Here is an 18,282-nt window from a genome sequence, read left to right on the forward strand (position 1 = left end):
GCCTCAGGCGCTCAGCGCGGCACGCATCGCCGCGGCCGTGGCGGCGGGGTCGTAGTCCTCGGCGACCCCGCCGACCAAGATGATGTCGCCCGCGATGTGCCGCGAGCGCAACGGCGCGATCTCCTGGTACGCCGGTGAGTCCCACCAGGCGCGCGCCTGGTCGATCCCCGGGAAGCCGATCATCACGATGCCCCCGCTCCAGCTGCCTTCCTTCACTTCGTGTGGCGTCACGTGCACAAGAAAGCGGCCTCCGTACGGCTCTAAGGTGGCGGGAATGCGCTCAATGTAGTCGGCGATGTCCTCGTGCAGCGGGGCATCCTGCAATCTGGCGATGGCGTAGGCGGTCATGATTCTCCTCGGTCCGTTGCGGCTCGATGCTCGTAATCGCGTTGTGTTCACCAAGTTAGGTGGCCGACAGCGATCCGGAATCTGTCGTCTATAGGTACTGGGGAGGCAGCCACCACGGCGCTACTGCGGTGCCTGGAAGCCGCCGATCTTCTGTTCGAGCAGTTCGGCCAGCCGCAGTGGGGTGCGGTCCTCGAACTGCGGGCCGATCAGCTGCACCCCGACCGGTAGACCCTCGGGTGAGCGTCCCGTCGGGATAGCGGTGGCGGGCAGGCCCGGCATCGTGGCAACACCGGCCCAGACGAGCTGGTCGAGGTACGGGTGATCCACACCGTCGATGTCGAGCCGGCGGCCCAGCAGGTCGGGGTCGTGATCGTGGGCGAACGCGGGAGTGGGCGTGATCGGGCACACGACGGCATCGAATTCGGTGAACAGTCGCCGCCAGCCGGCGCGGTGGAGTTCGCGACTGATGTTCGCTTCGAGCCAGTCGCGGTGGCTGAACACCAGCGCGCGTTGGCGCACCGCGACGAGACTGCGATCGTCGACGCTCAGCTGCGCGACTCGGGTCCGTAGTTGCTCGTAGGCGTCGGCGGGAAAACGTGCGCCCGCGCCGGCGAACAGCAACTGCATGTAGACCGTCGCGGCTTCGGCGAGATCGGGTAGCAGTGAGCTGTGTCGTCGCACGTGGGAGCCACCCTCGACCAGTGCGTCGGCCACCCGGTTCACACCCGCGCGCACTGCGGACCCGGTCGGGATGAGCGGATGCTCGTCGAGGATCAGGACACGGAAGTCGGCGAGTCGCTCGTGGCGCGAAGGCGGCAGTGCCAGGTCGTATGCCACACCGTTCGTCAGCGGGTCCGGTCCGGCCATGACGTCGAGGAGCAGGGTGAGGTCGCGGGCCGTACGCGCCATCGGGCCGACGACCGCGAGGTCGAGATCGACCGGCAATGCGGTCGCGGGCGGTGCGACCATGCCGCGGGTGGCGGCCAGCCCGAGTGTCGGCTTGTGTGCGTAGATGCCGCAGAAATGCGCGGGGGTGCGCAGGGAACCGCCGATGTCGGACCCGATGGACAGCGCACCGAATCCGGACGCCAGTGCCGCCGCGGACCCACCGGAGGATCCACCGGGGGTGCGAGCGTGATCCCACGGGTTGTTGGTGGTGCCGTAGATCTCGTTGAAGCTCTGCACGTCTTGCAGCCCCAACGGCACATTGGTTTTGCCGAGTACCACCGCGCCCGCAGCGGCGAGGCGCGACACCTGCACCGCGTCCTCGGGCGGAGAGTAGTTCGCGAATTGCGGCATGCCCCAGGTCGTAGGGAGCCCGGCGATGTTGTAGGACTCTTTGACCGTCACCGGAATTCCGAGCAGTGCGCTGTCGGCACCGCGGGCGCGCGCCTGGTCGGCACGGTGTGCGGCCTGCCTCGCACGGTCGAAATCGCGCACACAGATCGCGTTGATCGCCTTGTCGTCACGCTCGATACGGTCGATCGCCTCGTCGGTCAGTTCCACCGAGGACACCGAACCAGCCCGCAGCGCGGAGGCGAGTTGTTCGGCCGATTGAAAGCTCCACTCCATGAATGCGACCGTACCGAGCTGTCGCGGGCTCTCGCTCGCGCTGTGCGTGCCCCTGCCGACCATGTACGGCCAACGGCTCACCCGCACTGAGGAAATCGCGTTCTCGTTACGCCATCGACGGTGAATCGTCCCAGTTCACAGGGTCGACACCACGGGGCACAGGTGCGCGTCGGTCACGAAATTCCGCTGCGCACAACGCGAGGGATGTCTCACTGCGCCTGTCGACGATCGGGGTTTTCGACAGTGGATGTGATGGGTAGTTCGGTCAGGGGAGTCGCCCCGCCGTGACCGGTCGGGCCGTACTGCCGCGGTGCCGACTGTCGTCCACTGGCTGATCGGCGCCGGAATTTCGCCGAATCAACTGCCAGGAGAAAAATGCGTTCTGTCACAGCCGGTGCCGTCGCGGTAGCCGTCGCCGCCACCATCGCCTGCCTCGCCGGACCAGCCGAGGCTGCCGACAACCCCGCGGAGCCCAACGAGATCATCACCATCGACCTCAATCTGCTCGGGTGCTCCATCGGTGCCGGGCTCGGTGGCGAACTCGCCGCCGCGTTCACCGGAGCCACGACGGGCTCCGCCACCGGATCGAGCAGCAGCGTCGACACCGGCTTCGCCTCCCGCCTGCGCGCGGCCGGCTGCTTGCCGTCCTGGAAGTAACCCAGGCGAACACCCGGCGCCGAGTCACCGAGAGTTGACCTTCCTGGTGACTCGGCGTCGGTCCCGCGCAGGGTCCGCTGGCGGCCGACTCCCGCTTCGGGTACGACTGGAGGCGAGCAGAGGGGGACGCTGTGCGGGAATCGAAAAGCGCGACATCAGTGATCGGTCACGGGGCAGGTGGCCGAAGAGTGCGTTCCACCGAGGAATGGCTCGCCTATTTCCAGCAGAATGCGCTCCGGCAGCGCGAGATTCCGTGGCAATCGAACGGGGTCGGGGCATCTACCGCCGAGATGGCACCCCTTCGCCGGTCGCTGCAGGCCTGGCAGCTCGGCGAAACGTCGGATGGGCAGCATCTGGCGGCGTCCGCTGACCGATTTGCCACTGCCACCGACGATCCCGCGTATCGCGATGTCATCGACCTGTTCATCCGGGAGGAACAGCGCCATGGCGCGCTGCTGGGTCGGATCTTGGACGATGCGGGAATTCCACGGCGACAAGCTGATTGGGGCGACACACTCTTTCGCAGACTTCGGTACAGCATCACCGACATCGAAGTCTGGACCACCCCCGTGGTCATGGTCGAAGTTCTGGCGATGGTCTATTACAACGCGATCCGTCGGGCTACCGGCTCACCGGTTCTGCGCGCGGTCTGCGCACAGATCCTCGCCGACGAGGTGCCTCATGTGCGGTTGCAATGTGAACGACTCGCGGTGCTGCTGCACAACCGATCGCGCACCCGCTACCGATGCACCATACTCGTCCACCGTGTCCTGTTCCTCGCGGTGATGCTTCTGGTGTGGGTCGGCCACCACCGCGCGCTGCGCGCCGGCGGCTACACATGGACGCACTACCGCCGGGCCGCCTACGCCACAATGAACCGCGCCTGGCACCGGATGGATCCGCAACGCTACGTCTGGACCTGATTCAGCCCAGCAAGCTTTTCGATGAGGTCGGCCGCGCGCATCGTCCCGCCTTCGGCGTGCGCGTCGGCACGCAGTCGAGCGCAGCGGCGAGCGACTTCTGTGACCACGTCGAGCAGAGCCTGCTGGAGGTTCGCGGCGGTAGCGTCCGCGGTGTCGATGCGGCGGGCAACGCCCAGTTCGACGAGCCGGTCCGCGTTCATGAACTGCTCGGCGCCCTGGGGCACGGCGATCATCGGGACACCCGCCAGCAGTCCCTCGCCGCAGCCGCCCATGCCGGCGTGGGTGACGAAGGCGTCGGCGCGTTGCAGGATCGCCCGCTGGGGAACCCAGGAGTGCACTTCGACATTGGGGGCGATGTCGCCGAGCTCGCATGGGTCGGTGTGTTTGCCGATCTGCAGAACGACGTGCCAGCCGGGGAGGTCGCCGAAGGCCTGCAGGCACTGGCGGTAGAACTCGGGTTGGCGGGTGTATGCCGAGCCCAGGGAGATCAGCAGGACCTTCTCGGCGTGGGCGGGGCGGTCCCAGCCCGCTGACGGGCGGGTGTCGAAGCAGGGGCCGACGAAAGTCACTGTGTCGGAATCGACTCGGTCGGCGTGCGGTTGCATCGCTCGGGGAATCAGCGCCAGCGCCTGATCGGGCACGCCGGAGAAGTCGTCGACATCGGTGGTCGCGGCGCCGCAGTCGGCGAGCCAGCGTGCGAACCTCGCCTGGTAGGCGTCGGCGCCCGGCAGCTGCCGCAACGGTGCCGCGACTTCGTGTTCGTAGCCCTTCCACGCCACGAAAGTGGGCGAGAGCTGGATCATGCGGCGGCCCTGAGTTTCAGCGAGGGCGCGTCCGGCGTAGGCGCCGATGTCGTAGAGATAGAGATCCGCGGGGTCGTGTTCGTAGGCCGCGTGCAGCTGAGGCAGCGCGAGCTGGGCATTGTCAAGGAACAGGTTCATCACCGCGACAGGATCTTCGGGCCAGTTGTTGTCGGCCACCGGCAGCATCGAGGTACACGCGATCAGCTCGGCGCCGGCTGCGGTGATCAGGTCCGCGACGGCCGGGTCGTTGGCGTAGGTGACGCGATGACCACGAGCGACCAGCTCACGGATCACTTCCAGGCTCGGCAGGACATGGCTGACGCTGGGGATGCCGATCATCGCGATATGGGCTGGGCGAGAGGGCATTTCACTCACTTCGAGGATTCGGCGGCGGCTTCGAGGTCGTCGATGCTGCCGGACATGATCGTCGGCACGTATGCGGTGATGTGCTCGGCGGGCCAGTCCCACCATGCGACGGCCAGCAGGCGGGCGATATCGCGGTCGTCGAAGCGGGTTCGGATGAGGCGGGCGGGATTTCCGCCGACGATGCCGTAGTCGGGGACGTCGCCGGTGACGACGGAGCCGGTGCTGATGATGGCGCCGTGGCCGATCCGCACGCCGGGCATCACCGTCGCGCCGTTGCCGAACCAGACATCGTTGCCCACGACGGTGTCGCCCCGGCCCGGCAGGCCGGTGAGCAGGTCGAAGTGATCCGACCAGGAGCCGCCCATGGTGGGGAACGGGAAGGTCGACGGCCCGTCCATGCGGTGGTTGGCCCCGTTCATGATGAACCGCGTTCCGGTACCCAACGCGCAGAACTTCCCGATGATCAGCTTCTCCGGACCGTAGTGGTAGAGGACATTGCGGGTTTCGAAGGCGGTCGGATCGTCGGGATCGTCGTAGTAGGAGTACTCGCCGACCTCGATGAGCGGTGAGGTGATCAGCGGCTTCAACAGCACAACTCGCGGCTGCTCGGGCATGGGGTGCAGCACGGTCGGGTCGGCGTGCGGCACAGCGGAACTCCTTCGGCGCGTGGGCTATCCGGCGGCGGTGGAGGTCGAACACCCACGGCTTCCTAATACGACATCTGTCGCACTAAGCTACGACGGTAGCACTGTCCCGTCAAGCGATCGGTTTGCCGACAATGAGATCCGCATCGGATGCTTCCGAGCCCGCTCCCCCGACGCGTCCCCGCCCGGGTGGCCGCACCGCGCGCATCCGAACCCAGGTGCTCGACGCCGTCACCGCCGAGCTGGCCGAACACGGTTACGACGCCCTCAGCATGGACACGGTCGCGGCTCGCGCGGGCGTGCACCGCGCCACGGTGTATCGCCGCTGGCAAGACGTCGGAGGCCTGCTCGCCGACCTCTTCGACGCGGCGAGCGGCCAGGAGTGGCGCCCCCGCGACACCGGCTCCCTGCGCGGTGACCTCGCCGCGCTCAACCACGAGATCCAGGATTCGTTCACCGAGGAGCCCTCGCTCGCGATGGCGCTGATCGCCGCCTCGTTCCGATCCGAGGAAGCCGCCCGAGCACTGCGGCGCCTCTGGGACGACCGCTACACCCAATCCGAGATCATCGTCGAGCGCGCGATCCGGCGCGGCGAGCTGCCCTCCGGCGTCGACGCGCGAGCCCTCCTGATCGCCGCGACCGCACCGATCTACCACCACCTGGTCCTGTTACGGACCCCACGCGATCCCCACCTGCCCGACCTCGCGGCCACCAGCGCCACCCTCGCAGCAGACGCGGGCGCATTCACCCGATGACCCACCCCCACCGATCGGGGATGCGGTCGCTGCGAGGACGGCGAGGTGGCACGCGAACGGCTACGGGCACACCAGCTTCGAGACCCTCGGTCTAGACGAGGGTTCCGTGGCCGACGATGACGTTGCCGTACAGGTTGCGCGCGAAAACCTGGACGGCCTCCCCGCTCGCCTTCGACTGATCGACGGGTTCCATCCGGTTCTGCACACTGCCGTGCAGCGCGTTGACCTCCAGCCGTGCCGCACTGCCCGGCCGGATACCGACCTCGAGATCGCCCATCGACGTCTCCAGTCGCAGCACCCCCCGCGCGGCGTCGTCGACGCGGATGTCGCCCTTGGCGGTCTTCGCGCTGACCGAACCGCTCGGGCGCTCGACCACGATGTCACCGGCGGATACTTCGAGATCGCACTGGTCGAATCCGCCGACACTCACCAGTCGACCCATCGCGAGAGTCGCATCGAGAGCGGAGCCGATCGGCACCTCGACGGTCACCGAGACCGACGGGTTGCCACCGAAGGGGGTGAAGGACTTCCACTTCTTCGGAGCCTCGACCGTGAGCTTGCCGCCGGCGAACTCGACCCGAATCTGTTCGGCGGCACGTACATCAGCCTTGCTGGAGGTGTCGACCGGGCGGATCTCGACAACAGTGTCGGTGCGATCGGAGGCGACCACGGTGACGTCACCGCAGGGCACATCAACGGCGACGATAATCGGCTGCGACGTCTGGAAAGTAGGCATCTGTACTCCTGGGCTGCGAAGGTTGTACGTAGATGTATACGTACATTGCGTGCTCTCACTATAAGTAGATGTATACGTATAACGCAAGCACGAGTTTTCGCCTGTGCACAGAGGGTCAGGGAGCGAGCCTCGCGATATCGGGCGCGTAGACCGTCATCCAGTGTGGACGCAGGCGGTAGTAGACCACCTCGTTGTCCCAGTCGAAGGCGTCGCCGCCGTAGAAGTCCTGGAAGTACGCCAGCAGCTCCGGCCAGCCCGCGCCGGGCTCACCGCCCAGCGGGTTGAGGATCTCGACCGTGCCGTGCGTGAACACGCCCAGGTTCTCACCGCGCAGATGCGCGACGCTGGCAGCGGGCCTGGCCGCGAGGTGGCGTGCCTTCGCCGCAGTGCGCGCCGTGCCGAAGTGCCATTGTCCGTGCAGGAAATGTCCGTCTACCGCGCTGATCCGCGGTTCGCCTTTCGCCGTCACGGTGGACAGCGCGAGGGTGCACATGCCGGTGAGAGTCCGGGTGAGTTCCGCCGCGGTCAGCGTGTTCTCGGCGTCGATGATCGATCGCAAGTGCGATGTGGCGCTGGTGAGCGAGGCGTCGAGAAGCGCCTGAAGCGCTGCGAGATCTTCTGGAGTTTCACGCAAGGCGGTCCCTTATCTGTGGGTGATGTGTCAACCGGCGATTCCCATCCTCGACCACAACCTTGACAGCTCACGTCATGTTTGCGCCCCGATCTTCGCCGCTCGACAGGCAAGGCGCACAACGCCGCGGCGATATTACTTCGAGGTAATATCGCCGGGAGCAGGCCTGGCGAATGGAGACGTGAGCGGGTGGCCACAGCGCGCGACTGCCGCTGACAGGGTTCTTTCCGACGATCACGAACAGATCAGGAGAAGCGCATGCCACAGATCGCGGTCACTTCCTTCGGACATTCCGCTCTACGGCTCGAACGTGACGGCCTGTCGCTGGTCATCGACACAGACAGTCGCGCCTTCGAGGCTGCGGGGATGGCTGTCGAGGCGATTGCCGGCGTGCACGCCGAGGTGCACGACACACTGCCGTCGCCGGTGAACCTCGCCTATGTGATCGACGGTCGCATGCTCCATCCCGGCGACGCGTTCCCGGCGCTGCCCGACGGCATCGATATCGAGGTGTTGTTCCTTCCGGTGAGCGGACCGTGGATGCGGTTCGCCGATGCCGTCGACTATGTCGCCGCGCTGCACCCGCGAGTGATCGTCCCGATCCACGACGGGGACCTCAACGATGTGGGGCTGACGCTGACCGATCAGATGAGCGCGATCCTGCCCGGCGAGGGCATGTATCGGCGTCTTCGCGTCGGGGAGCCAGTCGAGCTCTAGCTCCTCAGAGCACCGGCGAGGCGACTGGTGGACAGACGTTGACAGTGAATTTACTATTTTGTAAATTACTCAAACGTCAATAGGAGGAGTCGGCTTGCTGTCCGCGTTCTGGGACCACATCAACAACCCTTTGATCTACGCAGTTCCGTTCTTTCTCGTCTTCATCGCCATCGAAGCGCTGAGTCTGCGCCACGCGGACGCCGAGGACACACCACGGGCCTACTCGCCCATCGACTCGCGCACCAGCATCACGATGGGTTTCGGTGCGATGGGCGCGATGGCACTGTTCAAGCTGGCAACGCTGTTCGTGTTCGTGATCCTCTATACCGAGCTGGCGCCGTGGAAATTACCCACCGGCTCCTGGTGGTACTGGCCGTTGTTGATGGTGGTCGTCGATATCGCCTGGTACTGCAATCACCGGTTCTCCCACCGTGTGCGCATCGGCTGGGCCGCGCATCAGGCGCATCACTCGAGCGAGTACTTCAACCTCGGCACCGCGCTGCGACAGAAGTGGAACCCCTGGTCGGAGGCGATCTTCTGGGCGCCGCTGCCCCTGCTGGGATTCGCGCCGTGGACGATCTATGTGACCTTCGCCTTCAACCTCATCTACCAGTTCTTCACCCACACCGAGACGATCGACAAGATGTGGCGCCCGCTCGAATTCGTGTTCAACACCCCGTCCCACCATCGCGTCCATCACGGCAGCGACCCGGAATACCCGGACCGCAACTACGGCGGCGTCCTGATCGTCTGGGACCGGATGTTCGGCACCTTCCAGGCGGAACTGCACACTCCCACTTACGGTCTCACCACCCCGGTCGGCACCTACAACGTGCTGCGCCTGCAGTACCACGAGTACGCCAACATCGTCCGCGACGTTCGCCGTGCGAGTCGGTGGCGCGACCGGCTCGGCTACGTCTTCGCCCCGCCCGGGTGGCAACCGGCCGTGCGGGAACCCGCGGTGCGTGTCGCGAAGAAGCAGGCGGCGTAAATTCCGTCGACGCCGCGGCCCTCGTTCTCCGGCTCACCCTCGGTGCCGTGCTCCTCGCGCACGGCATCAATCACGCCTGGGGTGACGGCAAACTGACCGGCACGGCGGGCTGGTTCGCCTCGATGGGTCTTCGTCCGGGGATGGTGCACGCGGTGCTCGCCACGGTGACCGAGATCGCGGCCGGCCTGCTGCTCATCGTCGGGCTGCTCACTCCTTTCGCCGCGGCCGCGGTTGTTTCGACCATGACGGTCGCCGTGGTCACCGCACACCGGGGCAACGGGTTCTTCATCTTCCGGCCCGGCCAGGGCTGGGAGTACACCGCTGTCCTCGCCGCGACGGCCGTCGCCGTCGCCACTCTCGGGCCGGGTCGCTGGTCGGTTGATCATCTGGTCGGCATCGCGGTGGACGGCACAGTGCCGCTGATGATCTCGGTCGCGCTCGGCGTCGTCTCCGCGACGCTGCTGCTGGGCGTGTTCTGGCGGCCCACCCCGCGCGACAGCCGCTGAGCGAGGTCAACCCTCCTTGATGCCGTTCAGGAAGAACTCCCGGATATCCGCGGCGAGCAGCTCGGGCACCTCCATCGCGGCGAAGTGACCGCCCCGGTCGAATTCCGACCAGTGCCTGATGTCGTAGAGCCGCTCGGCCAGCGGGCGCACCGACTGGGTGATGTCATGGGCGAAGACGGCGACGCCGAGGGGCACCGGGCACGGCTCGCTCCCCCTCGCCGATTCGCGGTGCAACCGTGCCGAGGATGCCGCGGTGGCGGTGAGCCAGTACAGGGAGATGTCGGTGAGCATCCGGTCGTCGCTGATGGGTGAGCGGGGGTCTGTCCATTGCGCGAAACGTTCGGCGATCCAGGCGAGTTGGCCGACGGGCGAGTCGGTGAGCGCGTAGCCGATGGTCTGTGGGGTGGCGGCCTGGAGTGCCTGGTAGGGCGGTCGATTCGCCATCAGCTGTGTGACCTTGCCGAGTCGTGCTTCGTCGGCGTCGGAGAGTTCGACGTCGGGGTTCGGCCGGGTCGGCAGGTAATTGACGTGGACGCCGACAACGTTGCCCGGTGCCACCGCTCCGAGCGACTGGGAGATGCCGGAGCCGAAGTCGCCACCCTGGGCGCCGTAGCGCTCATAGCCCAGCCGCCGCATCAACTCGGCCCACGCGCGCGCCACCCGGACGATGTCCCAGCCGCGCTCGTGGGTCGGCCCGGAGAAGCCGTAGCCCGGAATGGACGGGATCACCAGGTGGAAGTCGCGCGACAGCGGTTCGATCACGTCGAGGAATTCGAGGAACGATCCGGGCCAGCCGTGGGTGAGGATCAGGGCGAGCGTGTCCGGCTTCGGCGAGCGGACATGGACGAAATGGATGTTCTGGCCGTCGATTTCGGTGGTGAAGTGCGCCAGCTCGTTGAGTTTCGCCTCGTGCGCTCGCCAGTTGTATTCGGTGCGCCAGTATTCGGCGAGTTCTTTCAGCCGCGCCAGCGGGAAGCCGTAGTCCCAGCCGGCGTCGGCGAGCTCGTTGGGCCAGCGGGTGCGGGCGAGTCGGTCGTTGAGGTCGTCGATATCAGCCTGGGGGATGTCGACGCGGAACGGCTCGATCATGATCTCAACTCCTTGGTCGGCCCAACGTTCGGGCGACTAACGTTTGCGTGACCAACGATATCGCGATCGTTGGTCACACAAACGATTTGTTAGAGTTGTCACATGGAACACCCACCCGAGCCGACTTCAGCCAGGTGGAAAAACCTGCCCACCTGGCTACTCACCCAAACCGCGAACCACGCTCACCGCCTGGTCAGTGACGGTTTCGCGGCCGCCGACGCCCGCGGCTACCACTACCGGATCCTGGCCACCCTCGACGAATTCGGCCCCGCCAGCCAAGCCACCCTCGGCCGCCGTAGCGGCATCCACGTCAGCGACATGGTCGCCACCATCAACGAACTCGCCGACCACGACCTCGTCGACCGCACCCCCGACCCCACCGACCGCCGCCGCAACGTCATCACCCTCACCACCCCGGGCACACGCCAACTCCGCCGCCTGGAAAAACAACTCGCCCACAGCCAAGAAGAACTGCTCGACCCACTCTCCCCCGCAGAGCGGCAACAGTTGACCGGTCTGCTGTCGAAGCTGCTCGACCACCACAATCAACGAACCGGGAACTCGGACCAGCCGCTGCACTGAATGATCACAACGCACGAATGACGGACACATGCGTGTGGCGGTCGAGCAACAGCGCTGGTAGCGCCTCGTTCGGTGCAGACGGGCACGCTGAGCGACTACTTGGCTTGCAGAAACTGTCCGGCGTGCACCGTGGTGCCGAATCCTTCGGCGAAGACACCGTATTCGTAGAGCACGTGTCCGGCCACGATCGTGGCCGCGACGGCGTGATCGTTGCGGTTGACCATGCGGTCGACCCCGTCGAGGCCGGGCATGGGCGATTCAGCGTAGGCGGCACTGGAACCGTCGAAGCCGGCAGGATCGATGATCGCGATATCGGCGCGCGCCCCGAGGGTGAGGTGTCCGGCGTCGAGCCCGTACCAGTCGGCCAACTCGCCGGTGAGGCGATGCACCGCGGTCTCGAGGGGCATGAATTCGCGGGTGTATACCCGCTCGAGCATCCGGACCCCGAAGTTGTAAAAGGCCATATTGCGCAGGTGGGCACCGGAATCGGCGAACCCGACCTGCACCTGAGCCGATTGCTGGAGTCGATCGAGCACGTCGTCGCGGTCATTGGCGATGGTGGTGCGCCAGCGCAGGTCCGTGCCGTACGCCACCGCCAGATCCAGCAGCGCGTCGACCGGGGATGTGCCCCGCTCGACCGCGACCGCACCGAACGACTTTCCCACCACCGAGGCGTCCGGGCAGGCCACGATCTCGGCATCGTGGAGGTCGCGATGCCACACCTTGAAGCCGCTCGCCGTCATCTCCTTGCGGAAGCGGCGCCGGAAGGTCTCATCGTCGAGCAGCTCTCCGCGGGCGATGACATCACGAATGTTCAACGCCGCCGCACCGGAACCGAATTCCTCGAACACGACCACGTCGATGCCGTCGGCGTAGACCTCGAACGGGACCGGTAGGTGCTGCCAGCGGAACCCGTCACCGCCGAGTTTGTTGACGATCTTCGCCGCGGCGATCGCCATGCGCACCACGGTGCGGTCGGCCTTGACGTCGGCGGCACTGATGATGGTGGTCTTGAGCGGCTTGCGCTTTCGGCCCATGCTCTGGGCGAAGTAGCGTGCCATCTCCGAGCGTTTGGCGAGATTGGGTGTGCTCTGATGGATTCGGCCACGCGCGCGCAGCAGCGCGTTGAGTACACCGAATTCGCGCCAACTGGCATAGGTCGAGGGCAGCAACCTTGCGGGCCAGCGGGTCCCCTCCAGCTTGGAGAACGAGCTGCGAATCGTGGACAGACCGACGAATCCGGCATCGAGGGCGGCGGTCAGCATGGTTTTCATTCGTGCCAGCTCGGCGTCGGTGGGTACGACACCGGGGGAGGTCGCGCGATCCAAACCCATGACCGCGGAACGGATATCGGAGTGCCCGAGAAAACCGGCGATATTGCAACCGAGCGGCAGTGCGTTGATGGCGTCGACGTAGGACTGGGGATCGGTCCAGGTCTTGTGCTCCTTGACCGCGGAATGCACCGCGTCCCAGGGCAACGCCTCGACGCGGGCGAACAGGTCGGCGCAGTCGTCGGCGTCGGCGTAGACAGTTGAGAGCGAGCAATTGCCGAGCACGACCGAGGTGACCCCGTGCCGCACGCTCTCACCCAGGCCCGGCGATCCCAGGACCTCGGCGTCGTAGTGGGTGTGCACATCGAGCATGCCCGGGATCACCCATTTGCCGGCGGCGTCGATCTCGCGCTCGGCGGTCCCTGACTCGATGGCGCCGAGCGCGACGATCTTGCCTTCACACACGCCGATATCGGCGCGAACGGGTGCCGATCCCGCACCGTCGAACACGGTGCCGTTGCGGATGACGAGCGAATAGTGCGACATCAGAACCCTCGATACTGGCGAGTATTGAAATTTGGATACTGGCGAGTATCGTCAGTGCGGTGACCACAGTCAACCCCCGAATCCGCACCCCACGCGCTGAAGTACGGGAGAGAGTCCTGGCCGCGGCCCTGTCGGAGTTCGCAGGCAAAGGGTTCGTCGGCACCACGATCGACGCGATCGCCGACGTCGCCGGATTCACCAAGGGCGCGGTCTACTCCAACTTCGGTTCCAAAGACGACTTGTTCTTCGCGTTGCTCGATCAGCAGATCAGCCGACGGATCGAGGCGGTCACCGCGCTGGCCGACGCCGCCGCGACTCGCCCCACGATCACAGCGATCGGCGATCTGCTGATGCAGGGCATGCTCGACAACCGCGACTGGCAGCTGCTGTTCACCGAATACTGGCTGCGCGCTCTCCGAGACGAGTCGGTCCGCGAGAGATTCGTCCAGCACCGCCGTACCGTCCGCGCCGCGATCGCGGCGGCGGTCCAGCGCCTGGACCTCGGAACCGAGGTCGACCCCGCCACGACCGCCGTCCTGGTGCTGGCACTCAACAGCGGCCTGTCGATAGAGGAATTCACCGAACCCGGCGTCGTGCCCCCAGACCTGTTCGGCGCGGTCCTGCAAGCCGTCACAGCACAGCGATGACATCGATGGCTCCGCACCGTCGACAACGGAAGCCGACGATGAGCCCGCCGACTAGCTCGGCACCTGGCACACCAGCATCTCGTTGGCACCCGCCTGGAACTCGTACCGCACTTCCACGATTCGCCCCTCGATGCCTGATTGCGACAGCTCGGCGAGCAACTCCTCGAGCTGCGGATACCGCTCCGACGAACCGATGGGCGTCAACGGGAACAGGCGGATCTCGGTGGTGGCGACGCGGGCCAGTTCGATGATCGACTGGTGGTGGAAGGTGTAGTCGAGGTCGTCGGCGTAGCTGAAGAGTAGGTGAGAGCTCAGGGCAAGGTCGAAGGTGTTGTCGGCGAACGGCAGTGTGGGCAGGCGGCCCGGGATGTAGCGGTGGGGCGAGGTGCGGGTGTGGGTGGCGAATTGTTCGGCTGACTCGCGGCGGGCGCGGTGGTGTTCGTCGGGGTCGGCGAAGAAGGTCCAGCGGTAGGCGTCGGCGTGCTCGCGGACGTATCTGTTGCCGCGGTCGGCTTCGGCGACCGCGGTGGCGGCCACTCGGTCGATGCCATCGTCGAAATAGGCTACGTCGCAGGCGGTTACATCACCGCCGCGTCGACTGACCTCGGCGGCGAATCCGGCCGCACCACCCGGGCAGTCCAGAATCCGGCGCTCGAGATCGTCGTCGGTGAGCGCGAACATCGCCCGGTACTCGTGCAGGGAGCGCGAGCTGACGAGGATCTCGCCGAACCCTCCGGTCCCCGTAGACGGGTCGTTGTCGATCATGGTCGTCCTTCCGTTCCGGGACCGCCCGTGGGGGCAGGAACAGATGTCGTCACGACAGATCTGGCCACCCTCGGGCGGCCGTGCACAACTCGGTCAGCCGCTAGGTCAGCGGCCACCACTGGTGCGCGAACATCATCACCCGGTGATCGAACCACGTGGAAGTTCGCTCGAGTAGGAGATTTTCACCGCTGTAGCGGATCATGTGGCGGTGAATCAAGATCGATTGAGGGTCAGGGCGACGGAATTCGCCGGCACACTCGAGGTCCGGATGCTGGTGTGGCGTCGGGTCGTGGTGATCTGCGGTCTGACATGAATCCGACCGAACTCGCAGCGGATCTGGAGGAACGACAGTTCGCCCGGTACGAATGCCCCTGCTGCGAAGAGCCGATCGAACGCACCTGGAACATGGTCACCCGCGACGGTGTCGCCTACGCGGCGTACTTCGCCAACAGCTACCACCACGCCGACCAAGCCCATGACACCTGGATCGACGTGATCCTGGGGACCTGGGATTCCGAATCCGCTGACGATCATGTGACTTTCGGTTGTCGTGTCGGCCCGGTCCAGAGCAATCCGTACCCGGCGGCGACCCTGGTCCAGGCCTGTTTGGACGGATCCGCCGACGACGTCCACGGGGTGGTGCTCTCGCGCGCGGACGGCTTGGTCCACCCTCGCCTGCCGGAGTTCTGGGATGTCGTGGACTTCGTGTTGGCCAACGACCCGACCGTCACCGCCCACCTGTACCAGTAGACAAGGGGTCATCCGGCGCGGACGACCCCTCGCTGCTCAGTCGAGTGGACTGTGCCCCAACAGAACTCGTCCGCTGAAGCGGGTCTGCTTGGCGCGAGGCAGGGGGTGGAATTGGCAGCCGTGGATGTCGCGGTAGAGGCGTTCGAGATCGCAGGCGCGGGAATAGCCTGCGCCGCCGGTGGTTTCGATCGCCAGGCGGACGGTGGTGATGAGCGCGTCGGCCGCGACGGTCTTGCGGCTGAGGGTGCGGGCGGCGTAGGCGTCGGTGTTGGGGAAGCTCAGGTTCTCCGAGGCGGTGAACATGGCGGCGACGAGGTCCTCGGCGGTGGTGTAGGCGTTGAGCATTTCGCCTGCCGACTGGACTGTGTGGGCGTCGGAACGGCCTTGCAGCAGGCGCGCGGTGAGCTCGACAGCCGCGTCCGCGACACCGAGATAGGCGGCCAGGACCAAGGGAAGAGCCGCGCCGATCACCACATTGAGCACCGGCGGCCACGGACCGGCCGGGCGGGTCATCGAGATCGCGGCATCGGGCACGAACACATCGTCGAGCACGACCGTGTGCGACCCGCTCGCCCGCAAACCGAACGAATCCCAGGTCTTGTCGATGCTCACGCCCGCGGCGGCCAACGGGATCGCGAAATGCAACACCTCACCGTCGCAGCGGACACTGGTGACGAGCACGTCCCCCACCTCACACCCACTCGCGGGCGCCTTACGCGCACTCACCCGATACCCACCCTCGACGCGCACGGCCTGCCCGTTGGAATCGACCCAATCCGAGGCGCCGGTGCTGACCAGAATCGCCCCGCCCGCCACCTTCGCGAACACCGCCGAAGCGTCCACCCCGTGGTTGTGGCGCCACACCTGCGCGGCCACCAGGTGCGAATGCATCGCGAACGCGACCGCCGTCGACGGATCGTGCCTGCCGAGTTCACGCAAGATCTCTCCCATCTCCCGATGGGAGGCGCCCCCACCGCCGAACTCGACCGGCACGAGCGCCGCGGACAGACCGCTCACCCGCAACCGATCGAACGCGGCGACAGAGATTTCGCCGGTGCGGTCCCGCTCAGGGACCTCGAGACGCAAGGTTTCACCGATCTCGCGGGCAACCGAAACCCGGTCGGTGCTGGACGTGGTGTCAGAAATTGTGGAAGTCATGTTTCGAAGGTAGGAAGCGCCGCGATAACCAGATAGTCCAGAAAGTGGACTCTCCCGGTCCAGAAAATGGACCCCGTCGGTGCGACGGAGGAGCAATTGCCGACCGCTGAGGTGCCCATGACAATCACGACCGCAGGCTACGGCCAGTACTGTCCGATCTCGCGCGCTCTCGACGTGCTCGGCGAACGGTGGTCGTTGCTCATCCTGCGCGACCTGTTCCTCGGCACCACCCGCTTCAACGACCTCGCCCGCGGGCTACCCGGCCTGTCACGCAGCCTGCTCGCCAAACGCCTGCGCCAGTTCGAACGCGCCGGACTCATCGAGAAACTCGGCACCGAACACCTGCTCACCGAAGCAGGCAGCCAGCTCGAGCCCATCCTGTTCGGCCTCGGTGAATGGGGCGCACGCTGGACCTTCGGCGCGCCACAGGAGGAAGAACTCGACGCCGCCTTGCTCGTGTGGTGGATGCACACCCGCGTCGACACCTCCATGCTGCCGGGCCGACGGCAGGTGCTGCACGTCCGGTTCACCGACGACGTTCGTCGCTTCTGGATCGTGGTCGAAGGCGGGGTGCCCTCGGTGTGTGAGACCGATCCCGGCTATCCCGTCGACGTCACGATCAGCGCGGATGTCGCCGGACTCTACGAGGTGTGGTTGGGGCGCATGCCGCTCACCCACGCGCAACGCACCGGGCGGATCACCTTCACCGGCTCGCCCGCGCTGACCCGCCGCATGCCCTCGGTGTTGCGGTTGAGTCCGGTGGCCGGATATGTCGCGGCGACGGCCCGACCGGACCCTCGCGCACGCGCATCGTGAGACGAAAGGTCGTGCCGTTCAGGTGGTGACGGCGCGCCCGGCGATCCCCATCGCCCAGTGGTACAGCTCTGCCGGATCTCCCAGCGTCGCCTGCGATTCAGGCCGCACGAGGACGCCGTTCGCCGCGGACAACAGGTCGTACAGGCCCAGATACACCCACTCCCACAGCATGCTGTCGAAGTTGTAGGACATCATGGCCCGTTCGACGCGCCCACGGATCTCGGCGATCTCCTTCGACCCCAGTCCCACCCCGTGCAACCGTGCTTCGGTCGCCTGCTGGTCCTCGGCATCGAACCAGGTGTCGAGGAACGGCTCGAGCAGATCGGCCCAGATATCGAGACGTCGATGCACCACAATCGCGTTGCGTCGGCAGAAATCGTCGAGCACGCGACGGTGCTCGGCATGCACGAACAGCGTCTCACCGGCAACGGTGCGCAGGTGTGGGCGTATCGCGCCCGGATCGGCTTCGGTGATCGCCGATACCGCGATCACGCCGTCGGGATACACCGACGCGCCCGCGAAAGGGTAGTCGGCAAACCGGATTTCCGTGTCGGCGATGACCACCTGCATCGGTCCATGATGTCGGTTCGAGCAGGCCTCGACCGGGTGTCATGAACTATATGGAACAAAACGTGGCGGTCATCACTACATGCCACGTCATGTTGGCAGCCGCCGTAATCAAAACGTTAGGATTCGACCATGGTGCGTACCGGAGCAGTAACCTCAGAGCCGTACGAACCGAATGTTCCTCTCCCCCAACAGTATCCGGCCCGTCTCGAACTGGTCAGCGAAGCTCCTGACACGGCCGCGGCGCCGACCGGAGCAGTCGACGACCACTTCCCGCGCCTGGGCGACACCAGCTTCCTCACCGGCGCGGCCCGGCACCGCCTCGCCGCCTACATCCACACCCAGCTCGCCGAACTCGAAGAGATGCCGTGACCGCGCGCCGATGACATAAGCTGCGACGCCGGTAACCATCGGCAGCAGAGGCGATTCACGCGAGGAGTGG

General features: G+C 66.1%; 22 protein-coding genes. 11 read left to right on the forward strand and 11 right to left on the reverse strand.

Annotated elements, in window-relative coordinates:
- Positions 1–3 precede the first annotated feature (3 nt).
- Both ACFVJ5_RS07985 and ACFVJ5_RS07990 read right to left on the reverse strand, forming a co-directional pair.
- The gene (locus ACFVJ5_RS07985) at positions 4–348 is read right to left on the reverse strand and encodes a DUF1330 domain-containing protein (protein ID WP_379219124.1); all 345 of its coding nucleotides are present in this window, start codon (positions 346–348) and stop codon (positions 4–6) included.
- A gap of 120 nt (positions 349–468) precedes the next feature.
- Positions 469–1,920, reverse strand: coding sequence for an amidase (locus tag ACFVJ5_RS07990; protein WP_379219125.1), 1,452 nt, complete (start codon positions 1,918–1,920; stop codon positions 469–471).
- 375 nt (positions 1,921–2,295) lie between these two features.
- Here ACFVJ5_RS07990 and ACFVJ5_RS07995 point away from each other — a divergent pair, with 375 nt between their 5' ends.
- Entirely contained in the window at positions 2,296–2,577 is a 282-nt protein-coding gene (locus ACFVJ5_RS07995; RefSeq protein WP_379219126.1) for a hypothetical protein, read from the forward strand.
- A 188-nt stretch (positions 2,578–2,765) separates the two neighbouring features.
- Positions 2,766–3,500, forward strand: a complete 735-nt coding sequence (locus ACFVJ5_RS08000; protein ID WP_379219127.1) for a ferritin-like domain-containing protein — start codon at positions 2,766–2,768, stop codon at positions 3,498–3,500.
- Here the strand turns inward: ACFVJ5_RS08000 and ACFVJ5_RS08005 are convergent.
- Together ACFVJ5_RS08005 and ACFVJ5_RS08010 are read right to left on the reverse strand one after the other, a co-directional pair.
- Positions 3,485–4,669: a macrolide family glycosyltransferase gene (locus ACFVJ5_RS08005; protein ID WP_379219128.1), complete on the reverse strand. Its 1,185-nt coding sequence runs from the start codon at positions 4,667–4,669 to the stop codon at positions 3,485–3,487. The genes ACFVJ5_RS08000 and ACFVJ5_RS08005 overlap by 16 nt on opposite strands.
- 5 nt (positions 4,670–4,674) lie before the next feature.
- On the reverse strand, positions 4,675–5,283 hold the full coding sequence (locus ACFVJ5_RS08010; protein ID WP_379219801.1) for a CatB-related O-acetyltransferase: 609 nt from the start codon (positions 5,281–5,283) through the stop codon (positions 4,675–4,677).
- Positions 5,284–5,447: 164 nt separating this feature from the next.
- Here ACFVJ5_RS08010 and ACFVJ5_RS08015 point away from each other — a divergent pair, with 164 nt between their 5' ends.
- A complete protein-coding gene (locus ACFVJ5_RS08015) occupies positions 5,448–6,068 on the forward strand; it encodes a TetR/AcrR family transcriptional regulator (RefSeq protein WP_379219129.1) in 621 nt (206 codons plus the stop codon).
- Between the two features lie 91 nt (positions 6,069–6,159).
- On the opposite strand, the gene ACFVJ5_RS08020 is transcribed toward ACFVJ5_RS08015, so the two are convergent.
- Together ACFVJ5_RS08020 and ACFVJ5_RS08025 are read right to left on the reverse strand one after the other, a co-directional pair.
- Entirely contained in the window at positions 6,160–6,804 is a 645-nt protein-coding gene (locus tag ACFVJ5_RS08020; RefSeq protein ID WP_379219130.1) for a DUF4097 family beta strand repeat-containing protein, read from the reverse strand.
- A gap of 115 nt (positions 6,805–6,919) precedes the next feature.
- Entirely contained in the window at positions 6,920–7,438 is a 519-nt protein-coding gene (locus ACFVJ5_RS08025; protein WP_379219131.1) for a pyridoxamine 5'-phosphate oxidase family protein, read from the reverse strand.
- A gap of 255 nt (positions 7,439–7,693) precedes the next feature.
- On the opposite strand from ACFVJ5_RS08025, the gene ACFVJ5_RS08030 reads away from it, so the two are divergent.
- The 3 genes from ACFVJ5_RS08030 to ACFVJ5_RS08040 all read left to right on the forward strand — a co-directional run bounded on the left by ACFVJ5_RS08030 (position 7,694) and on the right by ACFVJ5_RS08040 (position 9,649).
- Positions 7,694–8,152 carry an MBL fold metallo-hydrolase gene (locus tag ACFVJ5_RS08030; protein WP_379219132.1) on the forward strand — a complete coding sequence of 153 codons (459 nt, stop codon included), beginning with the start codon at positions 7,694–7,696 and terminating at the stop codon, positions 8,150–8,152.
- 94 nt (positions 8,153–8,246) lie between these two features.
- A complete protein-coding gene (locus ACFVJ5_RS08035) occupies positions 8,247–9,143 on the forward strand; it encodes a sterol desaturase family protein (protein WP_379219133.1) in 897 nt (298 codons plus the stop codon).
- Complete coding sequence (locus ACFVJ5_RS08040; RefSeq protein WP_379219134.1) at positions 9,086–9,649, forward strand: DoxX family protein; 564 nt, start codon at positions 9,086–9,088, stop codon at positions 9,647–9,649. Before ACFVJ5_RS08035 ends, ACFVJ5_RS08040 begins: the two co-directional genes overlap by 58 nt.
- 6 nt (positions 9,650–9,655) lie before the next feature.
- On the opposite strand, the gene ACFVJ5_RS08045 is transcribed toward ACFVJ5_RS08040, so the two are convergent.
- Positions 9,656–10,738, reverse strand: coding sequence for an epoxide hydrolase family protein (locus ACFVJ5_RS08045; protein WP_379219135.1), 1,083 nt, complete (start codon positions 10,736–10,738; stop codon positions 9,656–9,658).
- A gap of 102 nt (positions 10,739–10,840) precedes the next feature.
- Between ACFVJ5_RS08045 and ACFVJ5_RS08050 the strand changes: the two genes are divergently transcribed.
- Positions 10,841–11,320: a MarR family winged helix-turn-helix transcriptional regulator gene (locus ACFVJ5_RS08050; RefSeq protein WP_379219136.1), complete on the forward strand. Its 480-nt coding sequence runs from the start codon at positions 10,841–10,843 to the stop codon at positions 11,318–11,320.
- 95 nt (positions 11,321–11,415) lie between these two features.
- Here the strand turns inward: ACFVJ5_RS08050 and ACFVJ5_RS08055 are convergent, their stop codons facing one another.
- Complete coding sequence (locus ACFVJ5_RS08055; protein WP_379219137.1) at positions 11,416–13,137, reverse strand: amidohydrolase family protein; 1,722 nt, start codon at positions 13,135–13,137, stop codon at positions 11,416–11,418.
- Positions 13,138–13,196: 59 nt separating this feature from the next.
- On the opposite strand from ACFVJ5_RS08055, the gene ACFVJ5_RS08060 reads away from it, so the two are divergent.
- Positions 13,197–13,784, forward strand: a complete 588-nt coding sequence (locus ACFVJ5_RS08060; RefSeq protein ID WP_379219138.1) for a TetR/AcrR family transcriptional regulator — start codon at positions 13,197–13,199, stop codon at positions 13,782–13,784.
- A 51-nt stretch (positions 13,785–13,835) separates the two neighbouring features.
- Here the strand turns inward: ACFVJ5_RS08060 and ACFVJ5_RS08065 are convergent, their stop codons facing one another.
- Positions 13,836–14,549, reverse strand: a complete 714-nt coding sequence (locus ACFVJ5_RS08065) for a hypothetical protein (protein WP_379219139.1) — start codon at positions 14,547–14,549, stop codon at positions 13,836–13,838.
- Between the two features lie 309 nt (positions 14,550–14,858).
- On the opposite strand from ACFVJ5_RS08065, the gene ACFVJ5_RS08070 reads away from it, so the two are divergent.
- The gene (locus tag ACFVJ5_RS08070) at positions 14,859–15,299 is read left to right on the forward strand and encodes a hypothetical protein (protein WP_379219140.1); all 441 of its coding nucleotides are present in this window, start codon (positions 14,859–14,861) and stop codon (positions 15,297–15,299) included.
- 36 nt (positions 15,300–15,335) lie between these two features.
- Here ACFVJ5_RS08070 and ACFVJ5_RS08075 read toward each other — a convergent pair whose 3' ends face one another.
- A complete protein-coding gene (locus ACFVJ5_RS08075; protein WP_379219141.1) occupies positions 15,336–16,457 on the reverse strand; it encodes an acyl-CoA dehydrogenase family protein in 1,122 nt (373 codons plus the stop codon).
- 117 nt (positions 16,458–16,574) lie between these two features.
- Between ACFVJ5_RS08075 and ACFVJ5_RS08080 the strand changes: the two genes are divergently transcribed.
- On the forward strand, positions 16,575–17,273 hold the full coding sequence (locus tag ACFVJ5_RS08080; RefSeq protein WP_379219142.1) for a winged helix-turn-helix transcriptional regulator: 699 nt from the start codon (positions 16,575–16,577) through the stop codon (positions 17,271–17,273).
- An 18-nt stretch (positions 17,274–17,291) separates the two neighbouring features.
- On the opposite strand, the gene ACFVJ5_RS08085 is transcribed toward ACFVJ5_RS08080, so the two are convergent.
- A complete protein-coding gene (locus ACFVJ5_RS08085; protein WP_379219143.1) occupies positions 17,292–17,843 on the reverse strand; it encodes a hypothetical protein in 552 nt (183 codons plus the stop codon).
- Between the two features lie 129 nt (positions 17,844–17,972).
- On the opposite strand from ACFVJ5_RS08085, the gene ACFVJ5_RS08090 reads away from it, so the two are divergent.
- Positions 17,973–18,212 (forward strand): hypothetical protein, encoded by a 240-nt coding sequence (locus ACFVJ5_RS08090; RefSeq protein WP_379219144.1) that lies wholly within the window; start codon positions 17,973–17,975, stop codon positions 18,210–18,212.
- The last annotated feature ends 70 nt before the right edge of the window (positions 18,213–18,282 follow it).

It is taken from the genome of Nocardia sp. NPDC127606, assembly GCF_042671725.1.
In the GTDB taxonomy this organism is placed as follows: Bacteria; Actinomycetota; Actinomycetes; order Mycobacteriales; family Mycobacteriaceae; genus Nocardia.